The organism is Streptomyces sp. AcH 505 (assembly GCF_000818175.1).
GTDB lineage: Bacteria > Actinomycetota > Actinomycetes > Streptomycetales > Streptomycetaceae > Streptomyces.
The window spans coordinates 5,993,136-6,017,738 of sequence record NZ_JTIY01000001.1; the positions used below are offsets into that span (position 1 = coordinate 5,993,136).

Below are 24,603 nucleotides of genomic sequence, written 5' to 3' on the forward strand. Positions count from 1 at the left end.
CCGCTTCGTCGACGATCCGGTGCCCCTCGGCGAGGCGGCCCGGTGGTACGTGCGGGGCGCTGGGCAGCCAGCCGTCGGCCACCGAGCCGACCAGCTTCAGCATGCGCGGACCGACGGCGCCGACCCAGATCCCCATGGGGTGGGCGGGGGCGGGCCCCGGGGCGGCGCCGTCGAGTCCGTAGTGCTTGCCTTCGACATGGGCCCGCCTGCCCGGGGTCCACAGTGCCCGGATGACCTCGATGGCCTCACGGGTCGCACGGACGGCCTCGCCCGGACTGCGGCGCGGCCCGCCGTCGGCGGCGATGGCGTCCCAGTAGGACCCGGCGCCCAGGCCCAGTTCGACCCGGCCGCCGCTGATCAGGTCCAGTCCTGCCGCCGTCCGTGCCAGTACCGCCGGCGGTCGCAGGGGCAGGTTCGCCACGTTGGGGAAGACCCGCACCCGGGTGGTGGAGGCGGCGATGACCGCGAGCGCCACCCAGGCGTCGAGCAGTTCCGGCCGGTAGGGGTGGTCCGGCACGCTCACCAGGTCGAGTCCGGTCCGGTCGGCGACCCGGGCCATCGCCACCGCGTCGTCGCTGTGTCCCGCCGTCGGCACCAGCACGGTGCCGAAGAGGAGGTCGTGTCCGTAGTCAGGCATGTGCGCGAACTCCTAGGGTCTTTCGTCTGGATCGGGCCGGATCAGGGAGCGGTGCCGGGGCACGCGAGCCCGGCCTGATCCGAACGGCAGGCCCTACCTAGGCGGCGGTCCGGCCGTCGCTGGGTGCTGAGGCGGGCGTGGGTGCGGGGGCGGCGGCGACCTTGCGCCAGAGCCTGCCGGGACCGGCGAGCGCGGCGAGGGTGGCGACCCCGAGCGCGATGGCGGACATCACGAACGCGGTGGTGTACCCGGACTCGGCCGGAATCCGGGTGCCTGCGATCGTCTTGGACGCCACCAGGGAAGCGGCGATCTGCGCGCCGAGCGAGCCGCCGATGGTACGCATGATGGTGTTGATGCCGGTCGCCTCGCCGGTCTGGCTCCGGTCGACCGCGCTGACCACGAGATTGGCCAGGGCGGCGAAGGCGAAGCCGACACCGATGCCCAGTACGGCCGAGCCCGCGTACATCGCCCACTCGGTGTCGTGCGCCCCCGCGTAGATCACGAAGCCGACGACACCGATCAGGCACGCCAGCACCAGCGGCAGCTTCCAGCCCACGGCCGCGCCGATCCGCCCGGCGAGCGGACTGGCGATCAGCATGGTCACCGCCATCGGCACCATGAACAGACCGGACTCGGTGACGGACGCGTCGAAGCCGTAGCCGACCTTCGACGGCGTCTGGGCGAGCAGCGGCACCAGCGTGAAGGCGCCGTACATGCCGAAACCGATGATGAGCGCGGTGATGTGACTGGTCAGCACGGCGGGCCTGCGCAGCAGCTCGATGTCGATGAGCGGCTCGCGGACCTTGGTCTCGACGTAGACGAACACCACGAGCAGCACGACGGCGCCGACGAACAGCCCGATGACGCCGCCCGAGGCCCAGCCCCACGACTTGCCCTCGCTGATGGCGAGCAGCAAGGCCACCACACCGGCGCTGAGCAGGACCACACCGGTCCAGTCGATCCGGCCGGGGGAGCGGAGGGCGGACTCCTGGATGAACGCGGCGACGGCGGCGATGCCCAGCAGGATCACGACAAGACCGAGCCAGAAGATCCAGTGCCAGTTGAGCGCGTCGACGATCGGGCCCGGAATGACCAGGCCGACACCGAAACCGATGCCGAACGTCGAGGAGATCAGCCCGATCGCGACCGGCACCCGCTCACGCGGGAACTGGTCGCGCACGATGCCGAACGCCAGCGGGAAGGCGGCCGAGCCGACCCCCTGCACCGCGCGGGCCGCGATCAGCAGGGGCAGCGAGTTGGACAGGGCGGCGAGCAGCGTGCCAGCGGCGAAGACGCCGAGGCTGGCGATCAGCACCCGGCGCTTGCCGAACATGTCACCGACCCGCCCCAGCAGCGCCGTGGCCACCGAAGCGGTGAGCAGGAACGAGCTGAGCACCCAGGAGACGCTGGTCGTGGACGCGTCGAACTCACGCTGGAGGTCGGGCAGGGCCGGCACGACCATCGTCTGCATCAGCGAGAAGGACAGTACGGCGAGGAGCAGGGCGGCGAACGGCGCCGCGGTGCCGCCGCGCGCACCGGTGGCCGGGGCCCCGGCCTGCGTGGGTGTGTCGGTCATGGGGCGGTCCTCCGGAAATGGGCGCAGCCGTCCGCGGTCCAGGAGCGTTCAGGAACACGGAAGGAACGAGCGCCGAACTGGTATCACCACGGAATGATTCCATGATGTCATCCTTACGTCCAGCCACTATTTTCCGGTATCGTGAACGCATGAGCGAAACCCCTGAACCCGGCACGGGCGGCGCGATCGGCACGGCCGACGCGGTGCTGCGCCCGCCGAGCCTGCTGGCGCTGCCCTCGTATCTCGCCGGTCATGCGGCGCGTATCGGCCACGACGCCCTGGTCGAGGCGGTCGGCAGGAACGGGCTGCGGCTGCCGCACTTCGCGGCCCTGACCGCGCTCTCGGACTTCGGCCCGCTGCCCCAGCACGTGCTGGCCGACCGGCTCGGGTTCCAGCGCAGCCACCTGGGGAGTTATCTGGACGCGATCGAGGAGCGCGGTCTGGTGCGCCGCACCCGGGACAGGGCCGACCGGCGCCGGCAGGTGGTCGAGCTGACCGACGAGGGCGTCGCGCTCCAGCGCCGTCTGTGGCTGGTGGCCGAGGAGTCCCAGGACTCCTTCCTCGGCTGTTTCACCCAGGCCGAGCGGGAGACGCTGACGACGCTGCTCCGGCGGCTGCTGGACGCCGACGACCGAATTGCGGAAAGGTAGCTCCGAAGGCTCTCGATGGCTTAATACCGCTTCATATGACTGCAACAGTTAATTCACTGGAAGAGTCTTTGAATTCAGCACCATGACTTTGTATCTTTGTGTCAAGTTTCGCTTCGTACGACGAACTTGACCTGCCGGGGGAGAGCATGACGCAACGATCGTCGGTGCAGCGATCGGTCACCGAACTCCTACCCGGTCCGTTGCAGGTGGGAACACCTGCGTCCGGCGGCTGGCGCATTCTGATCGTGGAAAGCGACACCGCCGACGCCTGCGCGCTGGAGGAAGGGCTGCGCAGACACGGCCATGAGGTGGCGGCGGTGGACCGGGGCAGCCTGGCCCTGGAGGCGCACGAGAGCGTGGATCTCGTCCTGCTCGACCTCGAACTGCCGGACCTGGACGGGCTGGAGGTCTGCAAGGCCATCCGCTCCGTCAGCTGCGTCCCGATGATCGTCGTCACCGCACGCGGCTCCGAACTGGACCGGGTGCTGGGACTTCAGGCGGGGGCCGACGACTATCTGGTGAAGCCGTACGGCTTCCGCGAGCTGATGGCCCGTATCGAGGCGGTCATGAGACGGGTGAGCACCCAGCGCAGACTGGGGCACGCGATAGACCACGGTCCGCTGCACATAGACGTCAACTCCCGTGAAGTCAGCGTGGACGGCCAGGGCGTGGGGCTGACCCGCAAGGAGTTCGACCTGCTGTGCCTGCTCGCCTCGCACCCCGACACCGTCATCTCGCGCAAACGCCTGTTGCAACAGGTCTGGGGCGACTCGTGGTCCCGGCGGACGGTGGACACCCATGTCAGCAGTCTGCGCGGGAAACTCGGCGGAAGCGGCTGGATCATCACCGTACGCGGTGTGGGGTTCAAGCTCGGAAACGCCTGAATTCCGTTTCCCGCGTTCCCCGATCTTGCGTTGTTCATAACCGCCGTCCGGGACAGCGGGATTCACTTGGCCCGAGTGGTTAATAAGGAGAGCTCGGGAGAGCGGACCGCCGGCCGGGACCCGGTTCCGGAACCGCACCCCGGCAGGGTCAGGCACGGATCGTCGGCGCCGCGCATACTCGGATCCATGAACAAGCACGGGCAGCTCGCCGCCTTCCTCCAGGCCCGCCGGAGCCAGTTGCGCCCCGAGGACGTCGGGTTGCGGACCTACGGCGAGCGGCGCCGGGTGCCGGGGCTGCGGCGTGAGGAACTGGCGATGCTGGCGGGAGTCAGCGTCCCCTACTACACACGCCTGGAGCAGGGCCGGTCCCACAACGCCTCGCCCGAGGTGCTCGACGCCATCGCCGGCGCTCTGCGCCTGCGGGAGCCCGAGCGCTCCCATCTCCATGAACTGGCGCGGGCCCCGAAGGGCCGGCGACCCGCTGGCCGGGTACGTCCCGAACGCGTCACCCCGGCGACCAGGGCCCTGCTGGCGGCCGTCGATGGCACGCCCGCCGTCGTCCTCGGCCGGCGCACCGACGTCCTGGCCTGGAACCGCCAGGGTCACGCGCTGTTCGCCGGCCATCTCGACCCGGACAGCCCCGACGACCCCGAACGACGCCCGAACATGGCCAGGTTGGTCTTCCTGGACGCGCACACCCGCGAGCTGTACGCGGACTGGCCCGCCAAGGCCAAGGCGGTGGTGGGCAATCTGCGGCTGACCGCCGGCCGCCACCCGGACGATCCGCCGCTGGCCGCACTGATCGGCGAACTGACCATGCGCAGCACGGTGTTCACCACGATGTGGGCCGATCACCGGATCGTGCCCTGCGATGTCGCGGAGTACGAGATGCGGCATCCGCTGATCGGATCGCTGACGGTCAGTCAGCAGACCCTGCAGAGCCCGCAGGGGACAGGCCCTGCCCTGGTGGTGGCCACGGCGGAACCCGGCTCCCCGTCCGCCACGGCCCTGACCCTGCTCGCCCACGCCACCGCTCCCACCGCGCCCGTCGCACCGCGGGAACCGGCCCGTGGCGACGCCGAACACCGCGCCGCCTGAACCGAGTTCCGCACCCCTGTCCCTACCGTCCCGCCGCACCGCGGCTGACGCCTGCCCGAAAACAAGTGAGGAATCATGAACGAGCGACGTACCAAGATCACCACATCGGCCGTCCTGGCGGCCGTGGCCGTCCTCGCGGCGGTCGCCCCTGTCGGCTCCGCCGCTGCGACAACGCGCCCGAGTCCACTGGCGGATGTCCGGATCGCCGCCCACTTCGACCTCTCGGCCGGGCAGATGCCGGAGAACGTCGCCCTGCTGCCCGACGGCTCGGCCGACGTCACCTTCGCCGGCGGCCGTCAAGTGGCGCGGGTGAGCGCGCACGGTACGACGCGCGTCCTGGCGACCCTGCCCGCGCCCGCCGACGGCGGAGTCGGCACGCCCGTCCTCGGCTTCCCGCTCACCACCGGCATCGTCCACACCCCGGACGGCACCGTGTACGTGCTGTACGCGACCGGTACCGCCGATCTGACGGGGCTGTGGCGGCTGAGCCCGGGACAGGCGCCGCGAAGGATCGCCGCGCTGCCCGCCGACGGGCTGCCCAACGGGCTCGCCCTGGACACGCGCGGCAAGCAGCTCTACATCACCGATTCGGTGCTCGGCGTCGTCTGGACCGTCCCCGTCACCGGCGGCGTCCCCACCGCGTGGTCCACGGCCCCCGAACTCGCCTCGGCCGGCTTCCTCGGGGCCAACGGCGCGAAGGTGCACGGCGGCGCCCTGTGGGTGTCCAACCTCGACCGGGGCACGCTCCTGCGCATACCGATCCGCCCCGGAAACCGGGCGGGGGCGCCGCAGCTCAGGGCGTCAGGCCTGGCCGGCATCGACGACTTCGCCTTCACCGGCCGCGGCGACGACGTGCTGGCCGCGCTCAACGGTCCGAACGGTGTCGTGAGGATCACGTCCGACGGCAGCAGCTCCACCGTCCTCGACGCCGCCGACGGGCTCCAGAACCCCACCTCCGTGGCGCTGCGCGGCGACGAGGTGTACGTACTGAGCGCCGCCTACACGACGGCCACCGACCCCAACCTCCTGCGCGCGCGCCTGCGCGGCCACCGGTAGGGCCGCTCGTTCGCATCAGGCCTCCGGTAGGGCCCCCGCGGGGTCACGAGGCGAGCGTCGCCCGGATGAGCTTGCCCCCCTCGGGGAGCGGGACGACCGCCACGTCGGCCAGCCGCCGCACCAGCGGCCAGCCGTATCCGCCGGGCAGCCAGTCGGGCCCCCGGCCGCCGGACCCGTGGTCCCTGACCGACGGTGCGGTCGCGCTCGCGTCCCGTACCGTCACCTCGACCAGGCCGTCCCCCGCGGTGATCCGCATCGCTGTCACGCCCCCGGCGTGCCGGATCGCGTTGGTCACCAGCTCGGACACGACCAGCAGGATGTCCCCGAGCGTGCGCGAGGACACCGGTGGCTCATAATGCGCCAGAAATTCGCCGGTCAGCGCGCGTGCCTCGGCGGCGCTGGCCGGGAGCGCGTCGATCCATCTCAGCGCGCCGGCGACGGCATTGTCGGCTCCGTCGTCAACCGTTGTCATTGGGCCTGCACCCCCGTACGCGGCTGGGCTCTCTGCCGTGCGTCTGCCCTCGTGGTGCCGGATCAAGCCTGCGGGTCCTGACCGGCCGTGAGCGTCGCACGGTGCCAGTGTGCTCGAATCCGGCCTCCGGTCCTGCCGCTTTGCGACAACTCGTGGCGGTACCGGGGGCCCGGGGCTGTTCTCGGACCGTGGCCGGAATGATGCTCCGGTTGTCGCATATGCTTCCGGCCGAAACGACGTCTTCCGCCGACGTCGTCTGCTGAGGGGGTGGAGTGTGGCCGAGCTGCCCACGGGCGTCTCGGCGCGTCCCGGACGGCGCCGCCGTGACGTGGCGCTGCCCGGCGTGCCGGCTCAGGACGTCACCGCTGTACGCGGCTCCGTACGGGCCGTGGACGCCGTGCTGCTGCTGGTCGAGGACGACGCGGGCGACGCGCTCCTCGTCGAGGAGATGCTCGCCGACAGCGACCTGGAGTCCACCCTCACCTGGTGCAAGACGCTGGCGGAGGCCCAGGGGTTCCTGCTCACCTGCCCCCAGCCGGTCTGTGTGCTGCTCGACCTCCATCTGCCGGACGTCCACGGGGTGGACGCCGTCACCCGTATCGTGCGCAGCGCGCCGGACGCCGCCATCGTCGTCCTGACCGGCATGGCCGAGGGTGAGACGGGGCTGCAGGCCGTGGCGACCGGCGCCCAGGACTATCTCGTCAAGGGCAGGCTCGACCCGGAGACCCTGAGCAGAGCCGTCCGCTACGCCCTCCAGCGCAAGCAGGTCGAGCGGGCCACGGCCGCGCTGCGGGCCAACGAACTGATGGCCCAGGAGAACGCCCGGCTCGAACGCGGTCTGCTGCCCGTGCCGCTGCTGCGCGGCGAGGACTTCGGCGCCATCGCCCGGTACGAGCCGGGCCGCGTCCACGGACTGCTCAGCGGGGACTTCTACGACGTCGTGCAGACGGCCGACGGCAGCGTGCACGCCGTCATCGGTGACGTGTCGGGCCACGGCGCCGCCGAGGCCGCCCTCGGGGTGTGTCTGCGGGTCGCCTGGCGCACCGCCGTGCTGTGCGGCACCCAGCCGCTGGAACAGGTCCGGCTGCTGGAGGAGATACTGGTCGCCGAGCGCACCGACCATCATCTATTCGCCACGGTCACCTCACTCGTGTTCCCGCCGGGCCGCCACGAGGTGCGGGTCGTCCGCGCCGGCCACCCGGGGCTGCTCGTACGGCACGGGACATCGGTGAACTGGAAGGAACCGCACGTGGGCATGGCGCTCGGGCTGATGCCCGGCATGGGCCGCTGGACCGAGGCGGTGCTGCCGCTGCCGCCCGACGGGTCGGTGGTCCTGTTCACCGACGGCCTCTTCGAGGGGCGTACGAGCCCCACCACGCGGCTCGGCGAGGACGGTCTGCTGGAACTGGCCCGCCGGCACGGCGAGCTGCCCGCGCAGGCCTTCGTGGACGCCCTGGTCGAAGGGGCGGCCCGCGGGGCCGCGCCTTACGGGGGACTCGCCGACGACGTGGCCGTGCTCCACCTCGGCTGGGACGATGCCCTATGAGTCTGTGGAGCACCGCGCGCACGCGGCTCTCCGTCCAGGGCTGGGTCTGGCTGATCCTCGCCGTCATGGTGCTGGTCGTCTCCTGCTGCGCCGCCGTCGGCAGCGTGCTGCTGTCCCGTACGAACGAGCGCACCGCACAGCTCGTGGACCACATCCAGCCCGCCCGCTCCGCCGTCTTCCAGCTGCAGAAGTCGCTGCTCGACCAGGAGACCGGCGTACGCGGCTTCGCGCTCACCGCCGAACCCTCCTTCCTCCAGCCCTACCAGCAGGGCCGCAAGGACGAGCAGCGGTTCACCGCCAACGTCGCGCGCTTCGTGGCCGGCGACCCGAGGTCCGAGGCCGACCTCGCCGGTATCACCAAGGCGGCGGCCGACTGGCGCAGCCAGGTGGCCGAGCCGCTGATCACCTCCGTGCGGACCCGGGGCGCCGAAGCCGCCTCGGCCGAGCAGCTCACCCGCAGCAAGACGACCTTCGACACGCTGCGCCGCCGGTTCACCCTGCAGGAGGACCACCTCGACGCCGCCAGGGACACCGCGCGCACCGAACTCAACCACGCGCGCGGGGTCAGCGACGCGCTGTTCCTCACGATGCTGGCTGTCTTCGTCGTCGCCGTCGTGGGCCTCGGCCTCGTCGTGCACCGGATGGTCGGCCGGCCGCTGAGCGCGCTGCGCGCCGCGTCCGACGGGGTGCGCGCGGGCGCCTTCGACCGGCGTATCACCATCCTCGGCCCCTCCGACGTACGGGCGGTCGGCGCCGCCGTCGAGGACATGCGCGGCCGGCTCGCCGACGAACTCGCCGTCACCCAGGCGCGCGAGGCACTGCTCGGCGAACAGGCCGAGGAGCTGCGTCGCTCGAACTCCGAGCTGGAGCAGTTCGCCTACGTCGCCTCGCACGACCTCCAGGAGCCGCTGCGCAAGGTCGCCTCGTTCTGCCAGCTGCTGGAGAAGCGGTACGGCGAACAGCTCGACGGCCGCGGCAAGCAGTACATCGACTTCGCCGTCGACGGCGCCAAGCGGATGCAGGTCCTCATCAACGACCTGCTCACCTTCTCCCGGGTCGGCCGGGTCCTCGAGGCGTGGCAGACGGTCTCGCTGGACATGGCCCTCGACCGGGCGCTCGGCAACCTCGGCCTGATCATCGAGGAGGCGGAGGTCACCGTGGTCAGGGAGGAGCCGCTGCCCGAGGTGAGCGGTGACCCGACCACCCTCGCGATGCTCTGGCAGAACCTCGTCGGCAACGCGATAAAATTCCGCAGGGCCGACGAGCCGTCCGTGATCACCGTCGGCTGTGTCCGCGAGGAGGACGACTGGCATCTGAGCGTCACCGACAACGGCATCGGGGTCGCTCCGGAATTCGCCGAGAAGGTCTTCGTCATCTTCCAGCGGCTGCACGCCAGGGACGAGTACGAGGGGACGGGCATCGGTCTCGCCCTGTGCCGGAAGATCGTCGAGTTCCACGGTGGCAGGATCTGGCTGGAGTCCGTGCCGGAGGGTGGCACGCGTATCCACTTCACCGTCCCCGTCGAGCCCGACCGCAGCAAAACGACCGAACTTCTCACCACCCTGCCGGGAGCCGCCACGTGACCACCCGCATGCAGTCCATCGAGGTACTCCTGGTCGAGGACGACGCAGGCGACGAGCTGATGACGCGTGAGGCGTTCGAGGACAACAAGATCCGCAACACCCTGCATGTGGTGCGCGACGGCGAAGAGGCCCTGGACTTCCTGTACCGGCGGGGCGACCACACGGACGCGGTGCGCCCCGACCTCATCCTGCTCGACCTCAACCTGCCGAGGTACGACGGGCGGCAGGTCCTGGAGAAGATCAAGACGGACCCCGAGCTGGCGCTGATCCCGGTCGTCGTGCTGACCACGTCGTCGGCCGAGGAAGACATCCTGCGCAGCTACAAACTGCATGCCAACGCGTACGTGACGAAGCCGGTCGACCTCGACCAGTTCATCGCGGCGGTCCGGCAGATCGACGAATTCTTCGTCACCGTGGTCCGGCTCCCGGGCCGCCAGTGAACCCCTTCACGAAACCCGTGGGCATATCCACGGCGTGTGAGGGCAGAAGGGCAACCGGAGCAGGGGGTCCCCGATCACTCTCACCGGTGCCGGGCAGGGCAGGAGCGAATGAACGAACAGATCACTATCGGCGCGGAGTACGCGCCCACCGCGGCGGATTCTGTGCAGCCTTTGCGACGAGCGGCTCAATTCAGTGGCGAACCGGGATGCATAGCCGAGGCCCGGCAGCTGACCGTGCGCTTCCTCCAGCAGCTGGAGGCGGAGTGGCTCGCCGAACTCGGCGGCCGTACCCGTGACGATCTGCTCCTGGTGGTCAGCGAACTGGTCACCAACGCGGAGCGGCACAGCCACGGCCCGTACCTGCTGGAGCTCGAAGGCACGGACCGGCATGTCACGGTCACGGTGTACGACAGCAGCGCCACCCTGCCGCGCCGCTACGAGCAGGACCCCAGCAGGCTCGGCGGCCACGGCATGGAGATCGTCCACGCGCTGAGCGACCGGCTGAGCGCCGAGCGCGTCCCGGTGGGCAAGCGCGTCCAGGCCGTCTTCGACCTGGAGCGCCGCCGCAAGGCCTGAGCCGGGCTCTCAGGCGGTTGCCGGCCCCGGTCAGCTGTCGAGCGCCCCTGGGCCGCCGTACGGGTGCATGTCGCCGCTCGTACCGTCGTCCTTCCTGCCGAACCAGTCCAGGCACAGGACGAGGGCGTCGTCGAGGGACTCGGCGTCCCGGTGCTCCGCCAGCTCCCGCAGGACCGCGCGCGGCACCATCGGTGCGGGCAGCAGGCTCGTGGAGTTGATCGCCCGGCTCAGCGCGCGGTCCCCGTACAGCTCCCCGCGCGGCGAGACCGCCGCGTAGACGCCGTCGCTCACGAACAGCAGCCGGTCGCCCGGCTCGACCTGGAACGTCTGCGCCACATAGTCCGACTCCTCGAACATGCCGAGCGGCAGCTGCGCCTCCAGCTCGACGCGCTCCACGTTCTTGCCGCGCTGGCGCCACAGCTGCGGGGAGCCGGCGTCCACCGCCTCCACCTGGCCGGTGGCCAGTTCGAAGCGCAGCAGCAGCGTCGAGACGTGGGAGGCGCCCCTGTGCTGCTCGTACAGGGCCTGATCGGCCAGCGCCGCCTGGTCGGCGATGCCGATCCCGGCCCTGCGGGCGTTGCGCAGGGCGTTGACCGCGAGGTTGGTGAGCAGCGAGGCCTGGATGCCCTCACCCATGCCGTTGGTCACCGCGAGGGTCAGCGTCTCGGCGTCGGCCGACCAGTCGAAGTTGTCGCCGTGGATCGCGTACGCCGGCTCCAGCTGGGCGCCCAGGGCGTACTCCTGCGCCGCGCAGGCACGCGCGGGCAGCAGCTCCCACTGCATCTCGGCGGCCAGCGTCAGCCGGTTCACCCGGCGCGCCCGCCGGTAGAGGTCCGTGTCGCGCTCGGCCACCAGGATCTCGTGGCCCAGCAGCTCGGCGACCTGGGTCAGCTCCTCGGTGGTCGCCGCCGTCGAGCGGTCGGCCGGCAGCCGTACGGTCAGGATCCCCAGCCGCTCGCCGCGCACGGTGACCGGCAGATGGTGGTCGACGGCGTCCTTGTGCCTGACCTCCCGCTCGCTCGGCTCCTGGCTGCCGAAGGCGCGCCCCTCGGGCGTGTTGTTCAACGACAGGGCCTCGTCGGGGCGGCCGGCGGGAATGCCGCCGCCGACCGGCTGGAGCACCGTGAGCCCGTAGTCGACCAGGTGCAGTTGTACGGATGTCGCCCCGTACGCGGCTTCGAGCACCCCGCGTACGGCCTCCACCAGGGCGTGCGGCGCCGCCGTGCGCACCGCTCTCTCCACATCCGCGAGTACAGTCACTTTCGTTCAGGCCTTCTTCGTCCAGGGGCGGATCCGTCCGGGCTGACAAAGGCCCGTGCCGGATGAAAGAGTGGATCGATGTCCCGCTTCACCGGTCAGTCGCGCCAGCGTGAGCAGGTTGCCGAGGCCGCCTGCGCCGCCTCCGAGCTGCTTGAGGTGCTGTGGGGGCGAGGCCAGGACGCCGCGCCCTCGGGGCCCGTATCGCCTTCCCAGCTAAGAGCCCTTCTCGTCATCGAGGAGCACGAGGGTGCCAACCTCAGGACGCTGAGCGAGGTGCTCGGCTCGCGTCCCTCCTCGCTGAGCAGGCTCTGCGACCGGATGGAGGCCATGGGCCTGGTCCAGCGTTCGCCGAGTCCGACGAGCCGCCGGGAGGTGGAACTGAGACTCACCAGGCGCGGCCATGTGGTGCTCGACGAGTACCGGGCCTTCCGCTCCCGTGAGGTCGAGGCCGTGCTGGAGCAGATGGACCCCTCCGACATCATGATGCTCGCCGAAGGGCTCGCCGCGTTCCGTGCCGCGGCGCGTTCCCGGCTGGGCACCGCCCAGGACGGGCCCGGAGAGGCGCAGGACGAGGTCGCGGACAGCGCATAGCTTCATTCGGCCCCATCTCCCGCCCCATGCACGTTACTCTCCGCGCGAAGCGTCGTGCGGAGACAGTGAACAGATTGTTGCTCACCAGAGAATGTTGTCAAATGACAACTATCGCTTCTATCGTGGGGTCAGCGTCACACCGTCTCACCGACAGCTCGAAGGATCTCCGTGCTCCCTCCCGACAGTGCAGGCCAAGTCATGGGACTGGTTGCCGGCCAAGCCGGTGACGCGGTCGTTCTCACCGTCAGCGGTGATCTGGACCTGGACAACATCGCGCCGCTGGCCGGAGCGCTCACCGAGGCCGGCGAGAGCTGTCCCGGGCCCGTCGTCCTCGATCTGTCCGGGGTCGGCTTCGCCGACTCCACGACGGTGAACGTGCTGCTCAAGGCGCGCAGCGAGCTGGGCGGACGGCTGCGGGTCGCCAAGCCCTCCGCCTTCATCGCGCGGCTCTTCGAGGTCATCGGTCTGGGCAGCGCCCTGCCGGTGTACGAGACGGTCGAGGCGGCCCTGGCCGCCCCCGACGCGTCAGGGCCTGTCGCCTCTGACGGCGTCGAGTGAGACGACGAAGGACCGCAGCCCCGCGAGCAGGTCCCGGCGTTCCTCCACCGACATCAGCCGCATGACGGCCGCCAGCTCGGCCGCCCGTCCCGCCAGATGACCGGCCAGCTCGGCCGCGCCTTCCTCGGTGAGCGTGAACTCGACACCGCGCCGGTCCCTCGCCACCGCCGTACGCGTCAGCAGGCCCGCCGCCGCCAGCCGGCCGCACAGCCGGCTGGCCCGGGGGAGCCCGAGATCGACGGCCTTGGCGAGCCGGGTCAGATTGATCCTGGGGCGCTCCCCGACCACGTACAGCACCCGCAGCCGGTGCGGCAGCAGCTGCGGGTCGAGGGCGACAGCCGCCCGCACCGAGATGTCGGCGACAGTCTCCGCCGAAACCCCGGGGTCGTCGGCCCCGGGCCCTGACGGGACCCGCTCCTCGGGAAGGTGGCCTTCCATGCCACTGCTCTGCCCGCTGAGACCGTTCTCACACGGCGCCAGGGGGCCGGACGAGTGCCCCGGCCGCCACTGGGTTCACTCCGGCACTGTTCGGCGCCGCTCTGCGGGGTAGGCGGAGAAAGGACAGGCCAGAGCCACAGCCCATATCTCCGGGGTGAGCCACGATGCACCATCCGCACACGAGCGACGACCGGCATCTCCCGTCCGCGGAACGCGACTCCCGGCCGCTCCTCGCGGCCGAGGCACGCGATGCCGCCTACGGATTCCTGGCCGGCCTCGATCCGATCCCTTCCACCCGTACGGCCCAGAATCTGGTACTCGTGGTCTCCGAGCTCGTGACCAACGCGCTGCGGCACGCGGGGGCGGTCACCTCGATGCGGCTGCGCGCCGACCGGCGGTCGCTGCAGATCACGGTGGACGACCCGAGCCCGGCCCCGCCCGAGGACCGGGTTCCCGACATCACCGGACGCGACGGCGGCTTCGGCTGGCCGATGATCAAGACGCTGGCCCAGAAGGTCACCGTGCTGCCGGGGCCCGGCGGCGGCAAGACGATCAGCGCCGTCCTGGCCCGCTGAGCCGGTCGGCCGTCCGGTCCGCCGACCGGTCGGCCGCCGTCCGTCCGGGCGCAGCAGTGCGGGCCCGACCTTCGCGGCCGGGCCCGCACGCGTGTCACCGAGTGGTGGCGGTCAGCTGGTGTACGCCTCCAGCTCGGAGAGCTGCGCGGCCGGCCAGCCCGTGTTGCCGGTGAACGTCACCCGTATGTAGCGGGCGGACGTGCCGGGCAGGGTGATGGTCGCCGTGTTGCCGCTCGACGGGTTGAACGTGTAGCCCGCCGAGGCCTTCAGCGAGGTGAAGGTGTTGTTGTCCGTGGAGCCGAGCACGCTCAGGGTCTGCGTACGGGTGGCCCACGCCGCCGCCGGCGGCAGCTTCAGGACCAGCCGCTTGACGGCCTTGTTCGCGCCGAGGTCGACCGTGGCCGACTGCGGGAAGGCGTTGTTCCTGCTCTCCCAGTAGGTGTTGGCGTTGCCGTCGACCGCGTTGCCCACGCCGTACACATCGGCGTGGCTGGTCTCGGCGATCGGCCGGCCCTGCGCGATGTTGCCCTGGTCGCCCGGGTCGGTGGGCGGGTCCGTCGGGTCGGTCGGCGGGTCGGTGGGCGGGTCCGTCGGCGGGTCGGTGGGCGGGTTGCCGCCCTGTGCGACGCCGCCGTTGGTCCAGATCGGGGTCGGCCAGGTGCCCGTGCAGACCGGCGGGTTGGCGAACCAGCCGGAGTTGCCGGTGCCCTGGGTGATCTGGAAGCCCGAGCCGATGCAGTTGTGGATCGGGTTGGACTGGGCGATGTGGGTGGCCTTGACGTTGGTGAACGAGGCCGTGCCCGGCGCCTGGATCTGCAGCGCGTACGTGCCCGCGCCGTCGATCCTGATGTTGTTGAAGTGCAGCCCGTTCGTCGCGCCCTCGATCAGGTGGATCGCGGCGTACGAGCTGTCCAGGATCTCGCTGTCGGTGATGTTGATGTTGCCGTTGACCGGCTCGTTGAGACCGCTGAACCAGACGGCGCCGACGCCGAACTGCCAGTTGAAGTCGTTGTTGCCGGTTCTGATCAGGGTGTTGCGCGCCGCCGTCGTGGTGCCGGAGACGGCCGTGCCCTGACCGGAGTTGACCCCCGGATAGCGGTTGGCGATGTGCAGCCCGCCGCCGTTGGTGATGGTGTCCGCCATCACGTTGTCGGAGATCGTGATGTCCTTGCCGCCGTAGGTGACGATGTTGTTCGCCAGGATCGGCAGGATCACCGTGTTGAACGTGAACTTGTTGTTGACGTTCGGGACGTTCTCCGCCCACATCGCCAGACCGTCGTCACCCGTGTTGCGTACGAAGGTGTTGGTGACCGTCGAGTTGGTGACGCCCATGTGGAAATTGACGCCGTCGGCGGTCTGGTCGAGGATGCGGCTGTTCTTGATGGTGAAGTTGTTCATCGGGCCGTCCATCCACGCCCCGACCTTCGTGTGCTGCATCCACACGTTGTCGACCGTGGAGTCCGACATGGCCCCGCCGATGGCGTTGACCTGGTCGTTGTCCTCGCGCTCCCGGATGTCGCCCAGGATGGCGAAGTTCTTCAGGGTGACGTTCTTGCTGCCGCCCGCGTTGGCGTACTTGCCGTACACCCCGACGGCCTTGGCCCGGTTGGACGGGTCGCGTCCGGTCAGCACGCTGTACCAGGGGCCCGCACCCGCGAGGGTCACCTGGTCGACGACGATGTGGTCGCGGACCTGGAAGGTGCCCTGCGGGATGTAGACCGTCTTGCCCTGGGCCTTGCCCGCGTCGACCGCCGCCTGGATCTTGGCCGTCGAGTCGGCGGCCCCCGTCGGGTCGGCGCCGAAGTCGCTGACCACGTCGAGCGCGCCGGACGGCTTGGCGATGGGCGCCGCGACCGTCTCGAAGTCGGCGAGGTCGATGGTGAAGGTGGGCGACTGCGCGGTGGACGAGACCTGCAGTCTGACCTTGGTGCCGGCCGGCAGCGTCGACCCGAACATCGTGCGGGTCTCGTCGTAGAAGTGGTGCGGGTTGGTGTCGCCCGGGTTGTTGTTGAACGGATAACCGCCGTAGTACCAGCTGTACTTGGAGGTCACCGGCACGCTCTTGAGCTGGTTGCCGTTGACCTTCAGGTCGATGCTGGCGTCGCGTCCCGCACCGTCCGAGGTGTCCGGCAGCGAGTAGCGGAACGACATCGCGTTCGCCGGCGCCGTGAGGGTGAACTCCACGTACTCGCCGGTCGCGTCGAGCGTGACCGCCTGGCGGCCCGAGGCCTCCGAGGGGAGGTGGCCGTAGAGGCGGTCAGGTCCGATCAGGGAGCCGTTGGTGGCGGCGTACTCCGCCTCCTGCTCCTTGAAGGGAACCGTCGCGCCGCGGCCCGGTACGCCGACCGGCGAGGGTGCGGGGACCCCCGCCGCCTGGGCGGCGGGTGCGGTGGACAGCACCACCGCCGTGGCCGTCCCGGCCACGGCGAGGGCGAGTGAGACAGATGCGGATATGCCGCGGCGGAACAAGCGGCGTCTAGGGGGAGGCGTCACAGACATACGTCCTTGCGGCTCGTGGGGACTCTGCGGACGCGAAAAGGCTAGGAGCACCAGCGCAGGAAGTCTATGAATCTGCGCAAAAAATGAAGGTGAAAGCAAAAATCCTCGACCTGGCAGATCGTGTAGCCCTATTCATCGGATGTCTGACCGAAAGGGTCCCGCGCACCGCTCTTACCCGGGCCACCACCGGCGACATATGCTCCGCTCATGCGTGCCGCTCTCTTTGTCACCTGCGTCAATGACGCCGTGTATCCGTCCACCGGCATCGCGACCGTGCGGCTCCTGGAGCGCCTGGGCGTCGAGGTGGACTTCCCCGAGGCCCAGACCTGCTGCGGCCAGCCGCAGTTCAACACGGGCTACCGCCGCGAGACCGAGCCGCTGGTACGCCGGATGGCGCGGACCTTCGACGGCTACGACTACGTGGTGACGCCCTCGGGCTCCTGCGCCGCCATGGTGCGGAACCACTATCCGAAGATCGGTGACGCGGCCGCCGCCGCGCTCGCCGCGCGCACCTACGAACTCACCGAGTTCCTGGTCGACGTGGTCGGCGTGACGGACGTCGGGGCGTATTTCCCACACACCGTCACCTATCACCCGTCCTGCCACGGGCTGCGGATGCTGGGACTGGGCGAGCGCCCCCGCCAACTGCTGCGCGCGGTCAAGGGCCTGGAGCTGCGCGAGCTGGAGGGCGCCGAGGAGTGCTGCGGCTTCGGCGGCACCTTCGCGGTGAAGAACTCCGATGTTTCCGCCGCGATGGGCCAGGACAAAGTCCGTCACGCCGTCGCGACCGGCGCCGAGGTGCTCTGCGGCGCCGACAACTCCTGTCTGATGCACATCGGCGGCGTACTGAGCCGCGCCGACGCCCCGCTGCGCGCCCTGCATCTCGCGGAGATCCTTGCGTCGACCGAAGAGGAGCCCTGGTCATGAGCGGCACATTTGTCGGGATGCCCGCCTTCCCCACGGCCGCGAAGGAAGCGGTCGCCAACGAGACCCTGCGCGGCAATCTGCGCCACGCCACCCACACCATCCGCGACAAACGGGCCACCGCCGTCGCCGAACTGGCCGACTGGGCGCAGCTCCGGGAGGCCGGCAAACAGATCAAGGACCACACGCTGCGCCATCTGGACCGCTATCTCGTCCAGTTGGAGGAGTCCGTCACGGCCGCGGGCGGCGTGGTGCACTGGGCGGCCGACGCCGCCGAGGCGAACCGGATCGTCGCCGAGCTGGTCAAGGCGACCGGCGAGACCGAGGTCGTCAAGGTCAAGTCCATGGCCACGCAGGAGATCGGCCTCAACGAAGCCCTCGCCGAGGAGGGCATCTCCGCGTACGAGACCGATCTGGCCGAGCTGATCGTCCAGCTGGGCCACGACCGCCCCTCGCACATCCTCGTCCCCGCGATCCACCGCAACCGCGGCGAGATCCGGGACATCTTCACCAAGGAGATGGGCAACTGGGGACGGGCGGCCCCCGACGGGCTCTCCGACACACCCGCCGAACTGGCCGAGGCCGCCCGGCTCCATCTGCGCGAGAAGTTCCTGCGCGCGAAGGTCGGCATCTCCGGCGCCAACTTCATGGTCGCCGAGACCGGCACGATGGCGGTCTTCGAGTCCGAGGGCAACGGCCGGATGTGTCTGACGCTCCCCGAGACCCTGATCTCCGTCGTCGGCATCGAGAAGGTCGTACCGACCTGGCGGGACCTCGAAGTCTTCCTGCAGACGCTGCCGCGCTCGTCCACCGCCGAGCGGATGAACCCGTACACCAGCATGTGGACCGGCACGCACGACACCGACGGCCCGCAGGTCTTCCATCTGGTGCTCCTCGACAACGGACGCACCCGGACACTCGCCGACGAGGTCGGCCGGCAGGCGCTGCGCTGCATCCGCTGTTCGGCGTGTCTGAACGTGTGCCCGGTGTACGAGCGGGCCGGCGGCCACGCCTACGGCTCGGTGTACCCGGGCCCGATCGGCGCGATCCTCAGCCCCCAACTGCGCGGTACGCAGAGCGACATCGACGCCTCGCTGCCGTTCGCCTCCTCGCTCTGCGGAGCCTGCTACGACGTGTGCCCGGTCGCCATCGACATCCCCGAGGTGCTGGTGCACCTGCGCGAGCGCGTCGCCGACCAGGGCGGCAAGGGGCACCGGCTGGAGAAGGCCGCGATGAAGGCCGCCGGCTGGGTCTTCGACCACCCCCGGGTGATGGCGGCGGGGGAGCGCGCGGCCTCCGGGACCCGCAAGCTCCACCCCGCGAAGCTGCCCGGCGCGAGTGCCTGGACCAACACCCGGGACCTGCCGGAGATGCCCGCCGAGTCGTTCCGCGACTGGTGGAAGAAGAACCGCGAGAACGGCCGGAAGGACACCGGATCATGAGCACCGCGTCAGAGCCCGGCACTTCGCGGGAAAGCACCGTCTCCGGGTCGCGCGAGCGGATTCTCGCCCGGATCCGCAGCGCGGTCGCCGAAGCCCCGGAAGCCCCTGAGGCCGCCCGCGACTACCTCGACACCCACACCCCCGACGACCGGATCGTGGAACTGCTCGCCGAGAACCTCGCCGACTACCGCGCGCTCGTCCACCGCACCGACCAGGCGGGGCTGCCCGCCGTCATCGCCCGGCTGCTCGCCGAGCGCGGCGCGCGCACCGTCGCCGTACCGCCGCTGCTCCCCGCGGACTGGCTGGCGGAGTCCGACGTCAGCCGGATCCCGGACAGCGCCGACGAGACGGCCCAGCGGCTGGACGCCGTCGACAGCGTCGTCACCGGCTGCGCCGTCGCCATCGCGGAGACCGGCACGATCGTCCTCGACGGCTCGCCCGACCAGGGGCGCCGCCGGATCACCCTCGTCCCCGACCATCACATCTGTGTCGTACGGGTGCCGGACCAGGTCGTGGCGTCCGTGCCGCGCGCCATGCCCCGGCTCGACCCGACCCGGCCGCTGACCTGGATCTCAGGCCCTTCGGCCACCAGCGACATCGAACTCGACCGGGTCGAGGGCGTGCACGGCCCGCGCACCCTCGAAGTCGTCCTCGTCACGGCCGCCGCAGAGTAGGCGCGAGGGCGGCGGCGTCCACCGCACCGCCGCTCTCCGCGACCCGCGCGGCCAGCTCCCGGGCCCAGCCGATCAGCGCGGGCACGTCGATCTCGTACGTGGGAGCGGTGCGCGCCGCAGCGCTGCCCGCCGGCGCCGCTGCCACGTACCCCTCGATCTGGGCGGCCCCGCGCAGCAGCAGCCGCGCGCCGCCCGTGCTGTTGCCGCGCGCCGCGTGCGTCAGTCCCACGGCGAGCTGCGCCAGCCCCTTCCACAGCGCCCGCTCCGCCTCGGGGCCGGACTTCCACGCGTCCTCGAAGACCTCGTGCGCGTGGAACGGCATCCCCGCTCCGAGCAGCCGCTGCGCCTCGGTGACCGTCTCCCGCGGAGTGCGGACGAGCCCTTCCGGTTGCCGTTCGACCCCCGGTGTCCCGTACGGCAGTGGCCGCCCCAGACCGTCCCGCGGCCGGGCGTTGCGCGCGCGCCCCTCCTGGTCCCGGTCCCGTGTCTCCCGCAGATCGTCGTCCATCCTCCGATTGTCCCTCCTGCGGTGGTCCCTCCGCCCGGCCGGGACCGGGGCCTTGCGGGGGGCGGGGCAGCTGCGATGATGTTCACGCGACGTGCACACAAATGACCTGGGGGGGACATGGGGACCGTCGGTACGGCACTGCTGGAACTGAGAACGGCCCAGAAGTCGGCCAAGGGAGTCTCGCTCTACTCCCGCTTCGTGAACAGGCCGGTGGGCCGCTACCTGGCCGCCGGATCGCACGGCATCGGCCTGACGCCCAATCAGGTCACGTTGGTCAGCGCGGTGTTCAGCTTCGCCGCAGTGACCGCGCTGGCCGTGGGCCGGCCGTCCTGGGACCTCGGCATCGCCGTCTGGGCCGCGCTGGCCGTCGGCTTCGCCTTCGACTCGGCCGACGGGCAGCTCGCCCGGCTGCGCGGCAGCGGCAGCGCGGCGGGGGAGTGGCTGGACCATGTGGTGGACTGCGCGAAGATCACCGCGCTGCACACCGCCGTACTGATCTCCTTCTTCCGGTATCCCGAGCACTACGGGATACCGGAAGAGGCCTGGCTGCTGGTGCCGCTCGGATTCCAGTTCTCCGCCGTCGTGACGTTCTTCGGCGGCCTGCTCACCGAGAAACTCAAGCCGCGTCCCGCGCCGGGCAGCGCCGCGCCCGCGCCGTCCACCCTGCGCGCCGTCGCCCTGCTGCCGGTCGACCACGGCATGTTCTGCCTGGTCTTCCTGCTGCTGGGCGGCGGGAGCTGGTTCCGCTGGGCCTACACGGCCCTGGGTGTCGCTTCCGTGCTGTTCCTGCTGGCCTTCCTCACGAAGTGGTTCCGGGAACTGACCGCAGTTCCGCGCTGAACTGCGGCTCGGGCTCGGCCAGTACGTCGAGCGCCCGGCGCAGCTGGGTGCTCGACGTGTGCACGGTGTACGGGAAGTAGACGATCTCGACGCCGACTTCGGCGAAGTCCCGCTCCAGCTTGTCGCCCTTCGGCGTGCCCCGCCAGTCGTCGCCCTTGAACAGGACGTCGAACCGGACCTGGCGCCAGGTCTCCACCTTGTCGGGGACCGTCTCGACGAAGGCGGCGTCCACGTACTTCACGCTCCGGACGATCTCCAGCCGCTCGACAAGCGGAATCATCGGCCGGCGACCCTTGGCCCGCTCGGCCATCTCGTCCGAGACGACCCCGGCGACCAGGTAGTCGCACCGACTGCGGGCATGTCTCAGGATGTTGAGGTGCCCGATGTGGAAAAGATCGTAAGCACCGGGTGCGTAGCCGACGCGATAAGGCATGTTGTTCGTCCTACTGTGTGCCATGAAATGAACCCCCCACGGCGCCGCACCCCCCCGGGCGCGGCTGAAGCTACTGACGATAGCGTGCACATTCCCTTCCGTAAGGGTGAACAATGAGGGCGAGATCAGGTTCACCTCTGGGGGGAAGGGACCGCTTCGTGAAAGCACACCGAGATACCGGCGCGCCGGGCGGGGGTGCGCGCCGGCTGCTGCTGGTGTCCACCAACTACGCGCCCGAGCACGCGGGCATCGGCCCGTACGCCACACAGATCGCCGAACACTGGGCGGGCAGCGGGCATGAGACGCACGTCCTGACCGGAATGCCGCACTACCCGTCCTGGTCCCTGGACCCGGCGTACGCGGGCGTCTGGCGCCGCACGGAACACCTGCGGGGGGTCGTCGTGCACCGGCGCAGGCACACCGTCCCGCCTCGGCAGACCGCCGTCAGACGCGCCCTGTTCGAGGGAACGATCCTGCTGCACGGCATCGCTGCGCCGCCCCGGATGGGCCGCCCCGACGCCGTACTGGCCCAGCTGCCCAGCCTCGCCGGCGGGGTGCTCGGGGCGCGGCTCGCCGCGCGCTGGCGCGTGCCGTACATACCCGTCGTGCAGGACCTGATGGGGGCCGCCGCGGCCCAGAGCGGAATCCGTGGCGGCGACCGCGCCGCCGCCGTGGCGCAGCGCGCCGAGTCGTACGCCCTGCGGCGCGGCCGGCTGGTCGGCGTCATCCACGAGACCTTCGTCGAACCCGTCCGGGCGATGGGCGTCGACCGGGGGCGCATCAGGGTCGTGCCCAACTGGTCGCATGTGCCGGGCCCGTCGCGCGCCCGCGCGGAGACCCGCAAGCGGCTCGGCTGGGCCGAAGGCGAGACCGTCCTGCTGCACTCCGGCAACATGGGCCTGAAACAGGGCCTCGACGTCCTGGTCGAGGCGGCCAGACGTGATCCGGCGGTGCGGGTGGTCCTGATGGGCGACGGCAACCAGCGCGAGGCGCTGGGCAGGGCCGCCGACGGCATCCCCAACCTGGACTTCCTGCCGCCCGCCGGGGATGATGAGTTTCCGGACATCCTCGCGGCGGCCGACGTCCTCGCCGTCACGCAGCGGGCCTCGGTGCTCGACATGAGTGTGCCGTCCAAGCTGACCTCGTACTTCGCCTCGGGGCGGCCCGTCGTCGCCTCGGTCGCCGCCGAGGGCGGCACGGCTCTTGAGGTGCTGCGTTCCGGCGCCGGGGTGCTCGTACCGCCGGAGGACCCGGACGATCTGCTGAAGGCGGTGCGTAGACTCGCCGAAGATCCGGCGGGCGCCGACGCTCTGGGGGCGGCGGGACCACGCCATGTGACGGCTCATTTGTCACGGGCCGACGGCCTCGCCCGGATCGACGCACTCATCGACGAGGCCATGGGGGGTCCACTGACGTGACGGACATGCATGTCTCCGCTGCGGGTGACGACGAGCCGAACCCGCTCAGGGACCAGTTCCGGCAGCTGCTGCGCTACCGCTGGCTGATCGGCGGCGGCGTCGGCATCGGCCTGGTCGGCGGCGCCTGGCTGGGCGTGACGTCCGCCGAGTCGTACGCGGCGTCCAGCGACGTCAGACTGCGGGCGCCCAGCACCGATCCGTTCAACTCCGCCGTATCGGTGGACAAGAGCGTCGACATGGGGTCCGAGCGGCAGACCGCGATCAGCGGCAGCGTCCTCGACCTGGCGGCCTCCCGGCTCGGTGTGGCCGGGGGAGCGGGCGCACTGCGCTCGGGGATCCAGGTCACCAACCCGCCCCAGACCATGGTGCTGCACTTCACCTACACGGCGGCCTCGCCCACCGAGGCGGCCCGCCGCGCCAACGCCCTGACCAAGGCCTATCTGGACCTGCGCAAGAAGCAGTGGACCGGCATCAGGGACAGCATGGTCAAGAACTACACCGACGAGCTGAACCCGCTCGGCAAGCAGCAGGACGAGCTGACCAAGGAGATCAACGAGCTGCCCGAGGACACGGCCGCCTCGGACTCCGCGTACACGGTGCGGGCCAATCTGCTCAACAAGATCAACGATCTGCAGAGCAACATCAGCAGCCTCAAGTCGCTCAACATGACGCCGGGTGATGTCATCGCCGTCGCCACGGCGCCCGCCTCCTCGCAGGGGCTCGGGCTGCCGCTCTCCGTCGGACTCGGCGGCGCCGTCGGGGTCGCGCTCGGTCTGCTCGGCGCCTGGGTCCGGCTGGTGTTCGACCCCTCGCCGCGCTCGTCGAGCGACATCGTCCGAGCCGTACGGGCGCCCGTGCTCGGCACCCTGCCGCGTGCCGGGTCGGGCCCGCTCCTGGCCGACCAGGCCGACTCGCGGATCGCCGAGGAGTACCGCTCGGTGGCCTTCCGGCTCGCCTACGACCAGCGGTTCGCCGACCGGCGCAGGCTGCTCGTGGTGGCCCCGCGGGGCAGCAGCGACGCGGCGGCCGCCGTCGCCGCCAACCTGGCCGCCTCGTTCGCCGAGACCGGCAAGGACGTGCTGCTCATCGAGGCCGATCTGCGCACCCCCTCGCTCGCCGGGCGGCTGCGGGTGAACGCCGCGGCGCGGCCGAGCTGGAGCCTGCCCGCCGACCCGGACGAGGCGGGCTGGCCGGGCAGCAGGCAACTGTCCGTCGACGCGGGCGAGTCGGGCTCCTTCGACCTGGTCCCCGGCGAGCGCGTGCGCAACGTGGCCCGCGCGCTCACTTCCACCCGGATGACCCGGCTGATCGACGAGGCCGACTCGCCGAACGCCACCGTCGTCGTCCTCGCGCCGCCGGTCCTCGCCTACGCCGACGCGCTGGCACTGGCCGACCGGGTGGACGGCGTCCTCGTCGTCTGCGACCCGACGTCCGTGCACCGTGCCGACCTCGCCAGGATCCGCGAACTCATCACCGGAGCCGGCGGTACGGTGCTGGGAGCCGTGGTGCACACCAAACCGCACCGCCGCCCCGGCAAGGGCGGCAGCTCGGCGCACCGCGGTGCCAGAGGTGCGGGAAACGGCCCGCCGCCACCGGCCGGACCGGCCCAGGAGCCGGAGCAGCCACCGATGGGGGACGGCAGCGACACGGTGGGACTGCGCACCGTACGCGCCGGCGATCTGCGGTGAGACGCTCGGCCGTCGTCGCGGCTTCGGTACTCGACCAGGCGGCCTCCAGCCTGACCAACATCCTGGTGCTCGTGATGGCGGCCCGGGTCTCCACGGCGGCCGGCTTCGCCGCCTTCTCGATGGTCTACCTGACCTTCACCGTGCTGCTCGGCCTCAACATGTCGTACGTGGGGCAGGCCGTCGTCCTGGAGCGCGGCGACGACGACGGGACGCTCGCCTCGGCCTGCCGCTCCGCCG

25 protein-coding genes and 1 pseudogene are annotated in these 24,603 nt (G+C 70.8%); 18 read left to right on the top strand and 8 right to left on the bottom strand.

Going from position 1 to position 24,603, the window contains the following annotated elements; translation table 11 throughout:
• Together HY68_RS26745 and HY68_RS26750 are read right to left on the bottom strand one after the other, a co-directional pair.
• Positions 1-637, bottom strand: a 637-nt coding sequence (locus tag HY68_RS26745) for an LLM class flavin-dependent oxidoreductase (RefSeq protein WP_157874460.1), incomplete at its 3' end; no start/stop codon positions are given.
• Between the two features lie 97 nt (positions 638-734).
• Positions 735-2,213 carry an MFS transporter gene (locus HY68_RS26750; protein WP_041993378.1) on the bottom strand — a complete coding sequence of 493 codons (1,479 nt, stop codon included), beginning with the start codon at positions 2,211-2,213 and terminating at the stop codon, positions 735-737.
• 149 nt (positions 2,214-2,362) lie between these two features.
• Here HY68_RS26750 and HY68_RS26755 point away from each other — a divergent pair, with 149 nt between their 5' ends.
• From HY68_RS26755 to HY68_RS26770, 4 genes are all read left to right on the top strand, one after another.
• Complete coding sequence (locus HY68_RS26755) at positions 2,363-2,863, top strand: MarR family winged helix-turn-helix transcriptional regulator (protein ID WP_041993381.1); 501 nt, start codon at positions 2,363-2,365, stop codon at positions 2,861-2,863.
• A 146-nt stretch (positions 2,864-3,009) separates the two neighbouring features.
• Positions 3,010-3,747 carry a response regulator transcription factor gene (locus tag HY68_RS26760; protein WP_041993384.1) on the top strand — a complete coding sequence of 246 codons (738 nt, stop codon included), beginning with the start codon at positions 3,010-3,012 and terminating at the stop codon, positions 3,745-3,747.
• 186 nt (positions 3,748-3,933) lie between these two features.
• Positions 3,934-4,845 carry a helix-turn-helix transcriptional regulator gene (locus HY68_RS26765; protein ID WP_041993387.1) on the top strand — a complete coding sequence of 304 codons (912 nt, stop codon included), beginning with the start codon at positions 3,934-3,936 and terminating at the stop codon, positions 4,843-4,845.
• A gap of 75 nt (positions 4,846-4,920) precedes the next feature.
• Positions 4,921-5,901 carry a hypothetical protein gene (locus HY68_RS26770; RefSeq protein ID WP_041993389.1) on the top strand — a complete coding sequence of 327 codons (981 nt, stop codon included), beginning with the start codon at positions 4,921-4,923 and terminating at the stop codon, positions 5,899-5,901.
• Positions 5,902-5,944: 43 nt separating this feature from the next.
• Here the strand turns inward: HY68_RS26770 and HY68_RS26775 are convergent, their stop codons facing one another.
• Positions 5,945-6,373 (bottom strand): ATP-binding protein, encoded by a 429-nt coding sequence (locus HY68_RS26775; protein ID WP_041993393.1) that lies wholly within the window; start codon positions 6,371-6,373, stop codon positions 5,945-5,947.
• Between the two features lie 328 nt (positions 6,374-6,701).
• On the opposite strand from HY68_RS26775, the gene HY68_RS26780 reads away from it, so the two are divergent.
• The 4 genes from HY68_RS26780 to HY68_RS26795 all read left to right on the top strand — a co-directional run bounded on the left by HY68_RS26780 (position 6,702) and on the right by HY68_RS26795 (position 10,518).
• A complete protein-coding gene (locus HY68_RS26780; RefSeq protein ID WP_041997258.1) occupies positions 6,702-7,919 on the top strand; it encodes a SpoIIE family protein phosphatase in 1,218 nt (405 codons plus the stop codon).
• Positions 7,916-9,502, top strand: a complete 1,587-nt coding sequence (locus tag HY68_RS26785) for a CHASE3 domain-containing protein (RefSeq protein ID WP_041993396.1) — start codon at positions 7,916-7,918, stop codon at positions 9,500-9,502. The genes HY68_RS26780 and HY68_RS26785 overlap by 4 nt, the downstream gene beginning before the upstream one ends.
• A gap of 8 nt (positions 9,503-9,510) precedes the next feature.
• Entirely contained in the window at positions 9,511-9,942 is a 432-nt protein-coding gene (locus HY68_RS26790) for a response regulator (RefSeq protein ID WP_107070225.1), read from the top strand.
• A 108-nt stretch (positions 9,943-10,050) separates the two neighbouring features.
• The gene (locus HY68_RS26795; protein ID WP_041993402.1) at positions 10,051-10,518 is read left to right on the top strand and encodes an ATP-binding protein; all 468 of its coding nucleotides are present in this window, start codon (positions 10,051-10,053) and stop codon (positions 10,516-10,518) included.
• Positions 10,519-10,548: 30 nt separating this feature from the next.
• Here the strand turns inward: HY68_RS26795 and HY68_RS26800 are convergent, their stop codons facing one another.
• Positions 10,549-11,778, bottom strand: coding sequence for a PP2C family protein-serine/threonine phosphatase (locus tag HY68_RS26800; protein ID WP_041993406.1), 1,230 nt, complete (start codon positions 11,776-11,778; stop codon positions 10,549-10,551).
• A 78-nt stretch (positions 11,779-11,856) separates the two neighbouring features.
• On the opposite strand from HY68_RS26800, the gene HY68_RS26805 reads away from it, so the two are divergent.
• Positions 11,857-12,369 carry a MarR family transcriptional regulator gene (locus tag HY68_RS26805; RefSeq protein WP_041993409.1) on the top strand — a complete coding sequence of 171 codons (513 nt, stop codon included), beginning with the start codon at positions 11,857-11,859 and terminating at the stop codon, positions 12,367-12,369.
• Between the two features lie 198 nt (positions 12,370-12,567).
• Positions 12,568-12,927 carry an STAS domain-containing protein gene (locus tag HY68_RS26810; protein WP_041993413.1) on the top strand — a complete coding sequence of 120 codons (360 nt, stop codon included), beginning with the start codon at positions 12,568-12,570 and terminating at the stop codon, positions 12,925-12,927.
• Here the strand turns inward: HY68_RS26810 and HY68_RS26815 are convergent.
• The gene (locus HY68_RS26815; RefSeq protein WP_041993416.1) at positions 12,895-13,365 is read right to left on the bottom strand and encodes a MarR family transcriptional regulator; all 471 of its coding nucleotides are present in this window, start codon (positions 13,363-13,365) and stop codon (positions 12,895-12,897) included. The two genes, HY68_RS26810 and HY68_RS26815, sit on opposite strands and share 33 nt — an antisense overlap.
• A 164-nt stretch (positions 13,366-13,529) precedes the next feature.
• Here HY68_RS26815 and HY68_RS26820 point away from each other — a divergent pair, with 164 nt between their 5' ends.
• Entirely contained in the window at positions 13,530-13,940 is a 411-nt protein-coding gene (locus tag HY68_RS26820) for an ATP-binding protein (protein WP_041993419.1), read from the top strand.
• Between the two features lie 111 nt (positions 13,941-14,051).
• Here the strand turns inward: HY68_RS26820 and HY68_RS26825 are convergent, their stop codons facing one another.
• Entirely contained in the window at positions 14,052-16,433 is a 2,382-nt protein-coding gene (locus HY68_RS26825; protein WP_041993422.1) for a discoidin domain-containing protein, read from the bottom strand.
• Positions 16,434-16,646: 213 nt separating this feature from the next.
• Here HY68_RS26825 and HY68_RS26830 point away from each other — a divergent pair, with 213 nt between their 5' ends.
• Genes HY68_RS26830 through HY68_RS26840 form a run of 3 tightly spaced genes read left to right on the top strand, consistent with a single transcriptional unit; the run spans position 16,647 to position 19,479 of the window.
• Positions 16,647-17,366 (top strand): (Fe-S)-binding protein, encoded by a 720-nt coding sequence (locus tag HY68_RS26830; protein ID WP_041993426.1) that lies wholly within the window; start codon positions 16,647-16,649, stop codon positions 17,364-17,366.
• Positions 17,363-18,805 (top strand): LutB/LldF family L-lactate oxidation iron-sulfur protein, encoded by a 1,443-nt coding sequence (locus tag HY68_RS26835; RefSeq protein ID WP_041993429.1) that lies wholly within the window; start codon positions 17,363-17,365, stop codon positions 18,803-18,805. Before HY68_RS26830 ends, HY68_RS26835 begins: the two co-directional genes overlap by 4 nt.
• The gene (locus HY68_RS26840; protein WP_041993432.1) at positions 18,802-19,479 is read left to right on the top strand and encodes an LUD domain-containing protein; all 678 of its coding nucleotides are present in this window, start codon (positions 18,802-18,804) and stop codon (positions 19,477-19,479) included. The genes HY68_RS26835 and HY68_RS26840 overlap by 4 nt, the downstream gene beginning before the upstream one ends.
• Here the strand turns inward: HY68_RS26840 and HY68_RS26845 are convergent.
• Complete coding sequence (locus HY68_RS26845; RefSeq protein ID WP_041997259.1) at positions 19,460-19,975, bottom strand: DUF309 domain-containing protein; 516 nt, start codon at positions 19,973-19,975, stop codon at positions 19,460-19,462. The two genes, HY68_RS26840 and HY68_RS26845, sit on opposite strands and share 20 nt — an antisense overlap.
• A 129-nt stretch (positions 19,976-20,104) precedes the next feature.
• On the opposite strand from HY68_RS26845, the gene HY68_RS26850 reads away from it, so the two are divergent.
• The gene (locus HY68_RS26850) at positions 20,105-20,827 is read left to right on the top strand and encodes a CDP-alcohol phosphatidyltransferase family protein (protein WP_041993435.1); all 723 of its coding nucleotides are present in this window, start codon (positions 20,105-20,107) and stop codon (positions 20,825-20,827) included.
• Here the strand turns inward: HY68_RS26850 and HY68_RS26855 are convergent.
• The gene (locus HY68_RS26855) at positions 20,787-21,260 is read right to left on the bottom strand and encodes an adenylyltransferase/cytidyltransferase family protein (RefSeq protein WP_041993438.1); all 474 of its coding nucleotides are present in this window, start codon (positions 21,258-21,260) and stop codon (positions 20,787-20,789) included. The genes HY68_RS26850 and HY68_RS26855 overlap by 41 nt on opposite strands.
• Before the next feature lie 212 nt (positions 21,261-21,472).
• On the opposite strand from HY68_RS26855, the gene HY68_RS26860 reads away from it, so the two are divergent.
• From HY68_RS26860 to HY68_RS26870, 3 genes and pseudogenes are all read left to right on the top strand, one after another.
• Positions 21,473-22,678, top strand: coding sequence for a glycosyltransferase family 4 protein (locus tag HY68_RS26860; protein WP_041997261.1), 1,206 nt, complete (start codon positions 21,473-21,475; stop codon positions 22,676-22,678).
• A gap of 5 nt (positions 22,679-22,683) precedes the next feature.
• Positions 22,684-24,366: an LPS biosynthesis protein gene (locus HY68_RS26865; protein WP_041997262.1), complete on the top strand. Its 1,683-nt coding sequence runs from the start codon at positions 22,684-22,686 to the stop codon at positions 24,364-24,366.
• A pseudogene (locus tag HY68_RS26870) lies at positions 24,363-24,603 on the top strand (hypothetical protein); the annotation flags it as partial. The gene HY68_RS26865 and the pseudogene HY68_RS26870, both read left to right, overlap by 4 nt.

Bases quoted from the DNA above. Each gene is read 5' to 3' on its own strand.
- HY68_RS26750 (WP_041993378.1), bottom strand. From the start codon at position 2,213: ATGACCGACACACCCACGCAGGCCGGGGCCCCGGCCACCGGTGCGCGC.
- HY68_RS26755 (WP_041993381.1), top strand. From the start codon at position 2,363: ATGAGCGAAACCCCTGAACCCGGCACGGGCGGCGCGATCGGCACGGCC.
- HY68_RS26760 (WP_041993384.1), top strand. From the start codon at position 3,010: ATGACGCAACGATCGTCGGTGCAGCGATCGGTCACCGAACTCCTACCC.
- HY68_RS26765 (WP_041993387.1), top strand. From the start codon at position 3,934: ATGAACAAGCACGGGCAGCTCGCCGCCTTCCTCCAGGCCCGCCGGAGC.
- HY68_RS26770 (WP_041993389.1), top strand. From the start codon at position 4,921: ATGAACGAGCGACGTACCAAGATCACCACATCGGCCGTCCTGGCGGCC.
- HY68_RS26775 (WP_041993393.1), bottom strand. From the start codon at position 6,373: ATGACAACGGTTGACGACGGAGCCGACAATGCCGTCGCCGGCGCGCTG.
- HY68_RS26785 (WP_041993396.1), top strand. From the start codon at position 7,916: ATGAGTCTGTGGAGCACCGCGCGCACGCGGCTCTCCGTCCAGGGCTGG.
- HY68_RS26790 (WP_107070225.1), top strand. From the start codon at position 9,511: ATGCAGTCCATCGAGGTACTCCTGGTCGAGGACGACGCAGGCGACGAG.
- HY68_RS26795 (WP_041993402.1), top strand. From the start codon at position 10,051: ATGAACGAACAGATCACTATCGGCGCGGAGTACGCGCCCACCGCGGCG.
- HY68_RS26805 (WP_041993409.1), top strand. From the start codon at position 11,857: ATGTCCCGCTTCACCGGTCAGTCGCGCCAGCGTGAGCAGGTTGCCGAG.
- HY68_RS26810 (WP_041993413.1), top strand. From the start codon at position 12,568: ATGGGACTGGTTGCCGGCCAAGCCGGTGACGCGGTCGTTCTCACCGTC.
- HY68_RS26815 (WP_041993416.1), bottom strand. From the start codon at position 13,365: ATGGAAGGCCACCTTCCCGAGGAGCGGGTCCCGTCAGGGCCCGGGGCC.
- HY68_RS26820 (WP_041993419.1), top strand. From the start codon at position 13,530: ATGCACCATCCGCACACGAGCGACGACCGGCATCTCCCGTCCGCGGAA.
- HY68_RS26830 (WP_041993426.1), top strand. From the start codon at position 16,647: ATGCGTGCCGCTCTCTTTGTCACCTGCGTCAATGACGCCGTGTATCCG.
- HY68_RS26835 (WP_041993429.1), top strand. From the start codon at position 17,363: ATGAGCGGCACATTTGTCGGGATGCCCGCCTTCCCCACGGCCGCGAAG.
- HY68_RS26840 (WP_041993432.1), top strand. From the start codon at position 18,802: ATGAGCACCGCGTCAGAGCCCGGCACTTCGCGGGAAAGCACCGTCTCC.
- HY68_RS26850 (WP_041993435.1), top strand. From the start codon at position 20,105: ATGGGGACCGTCGGTACGGCACTGCTGGAACTGAGAACGGCCCAGAAG.
- HY68_RS26855 (WP_041993438.1), bottom strand. From the start codon at position 21,260: ATGCCTTATCGCGTCGGCTACGCACCCGGTGCTTACGATCTTTTCCAC.
- HY68_RS26865 (WP_041997262.1), top strand. From the start codon at position 22,684: ATGCATGTCTCCGCTGCGGGTGACGACGAGCCGAACCCGCTCAGGGAC.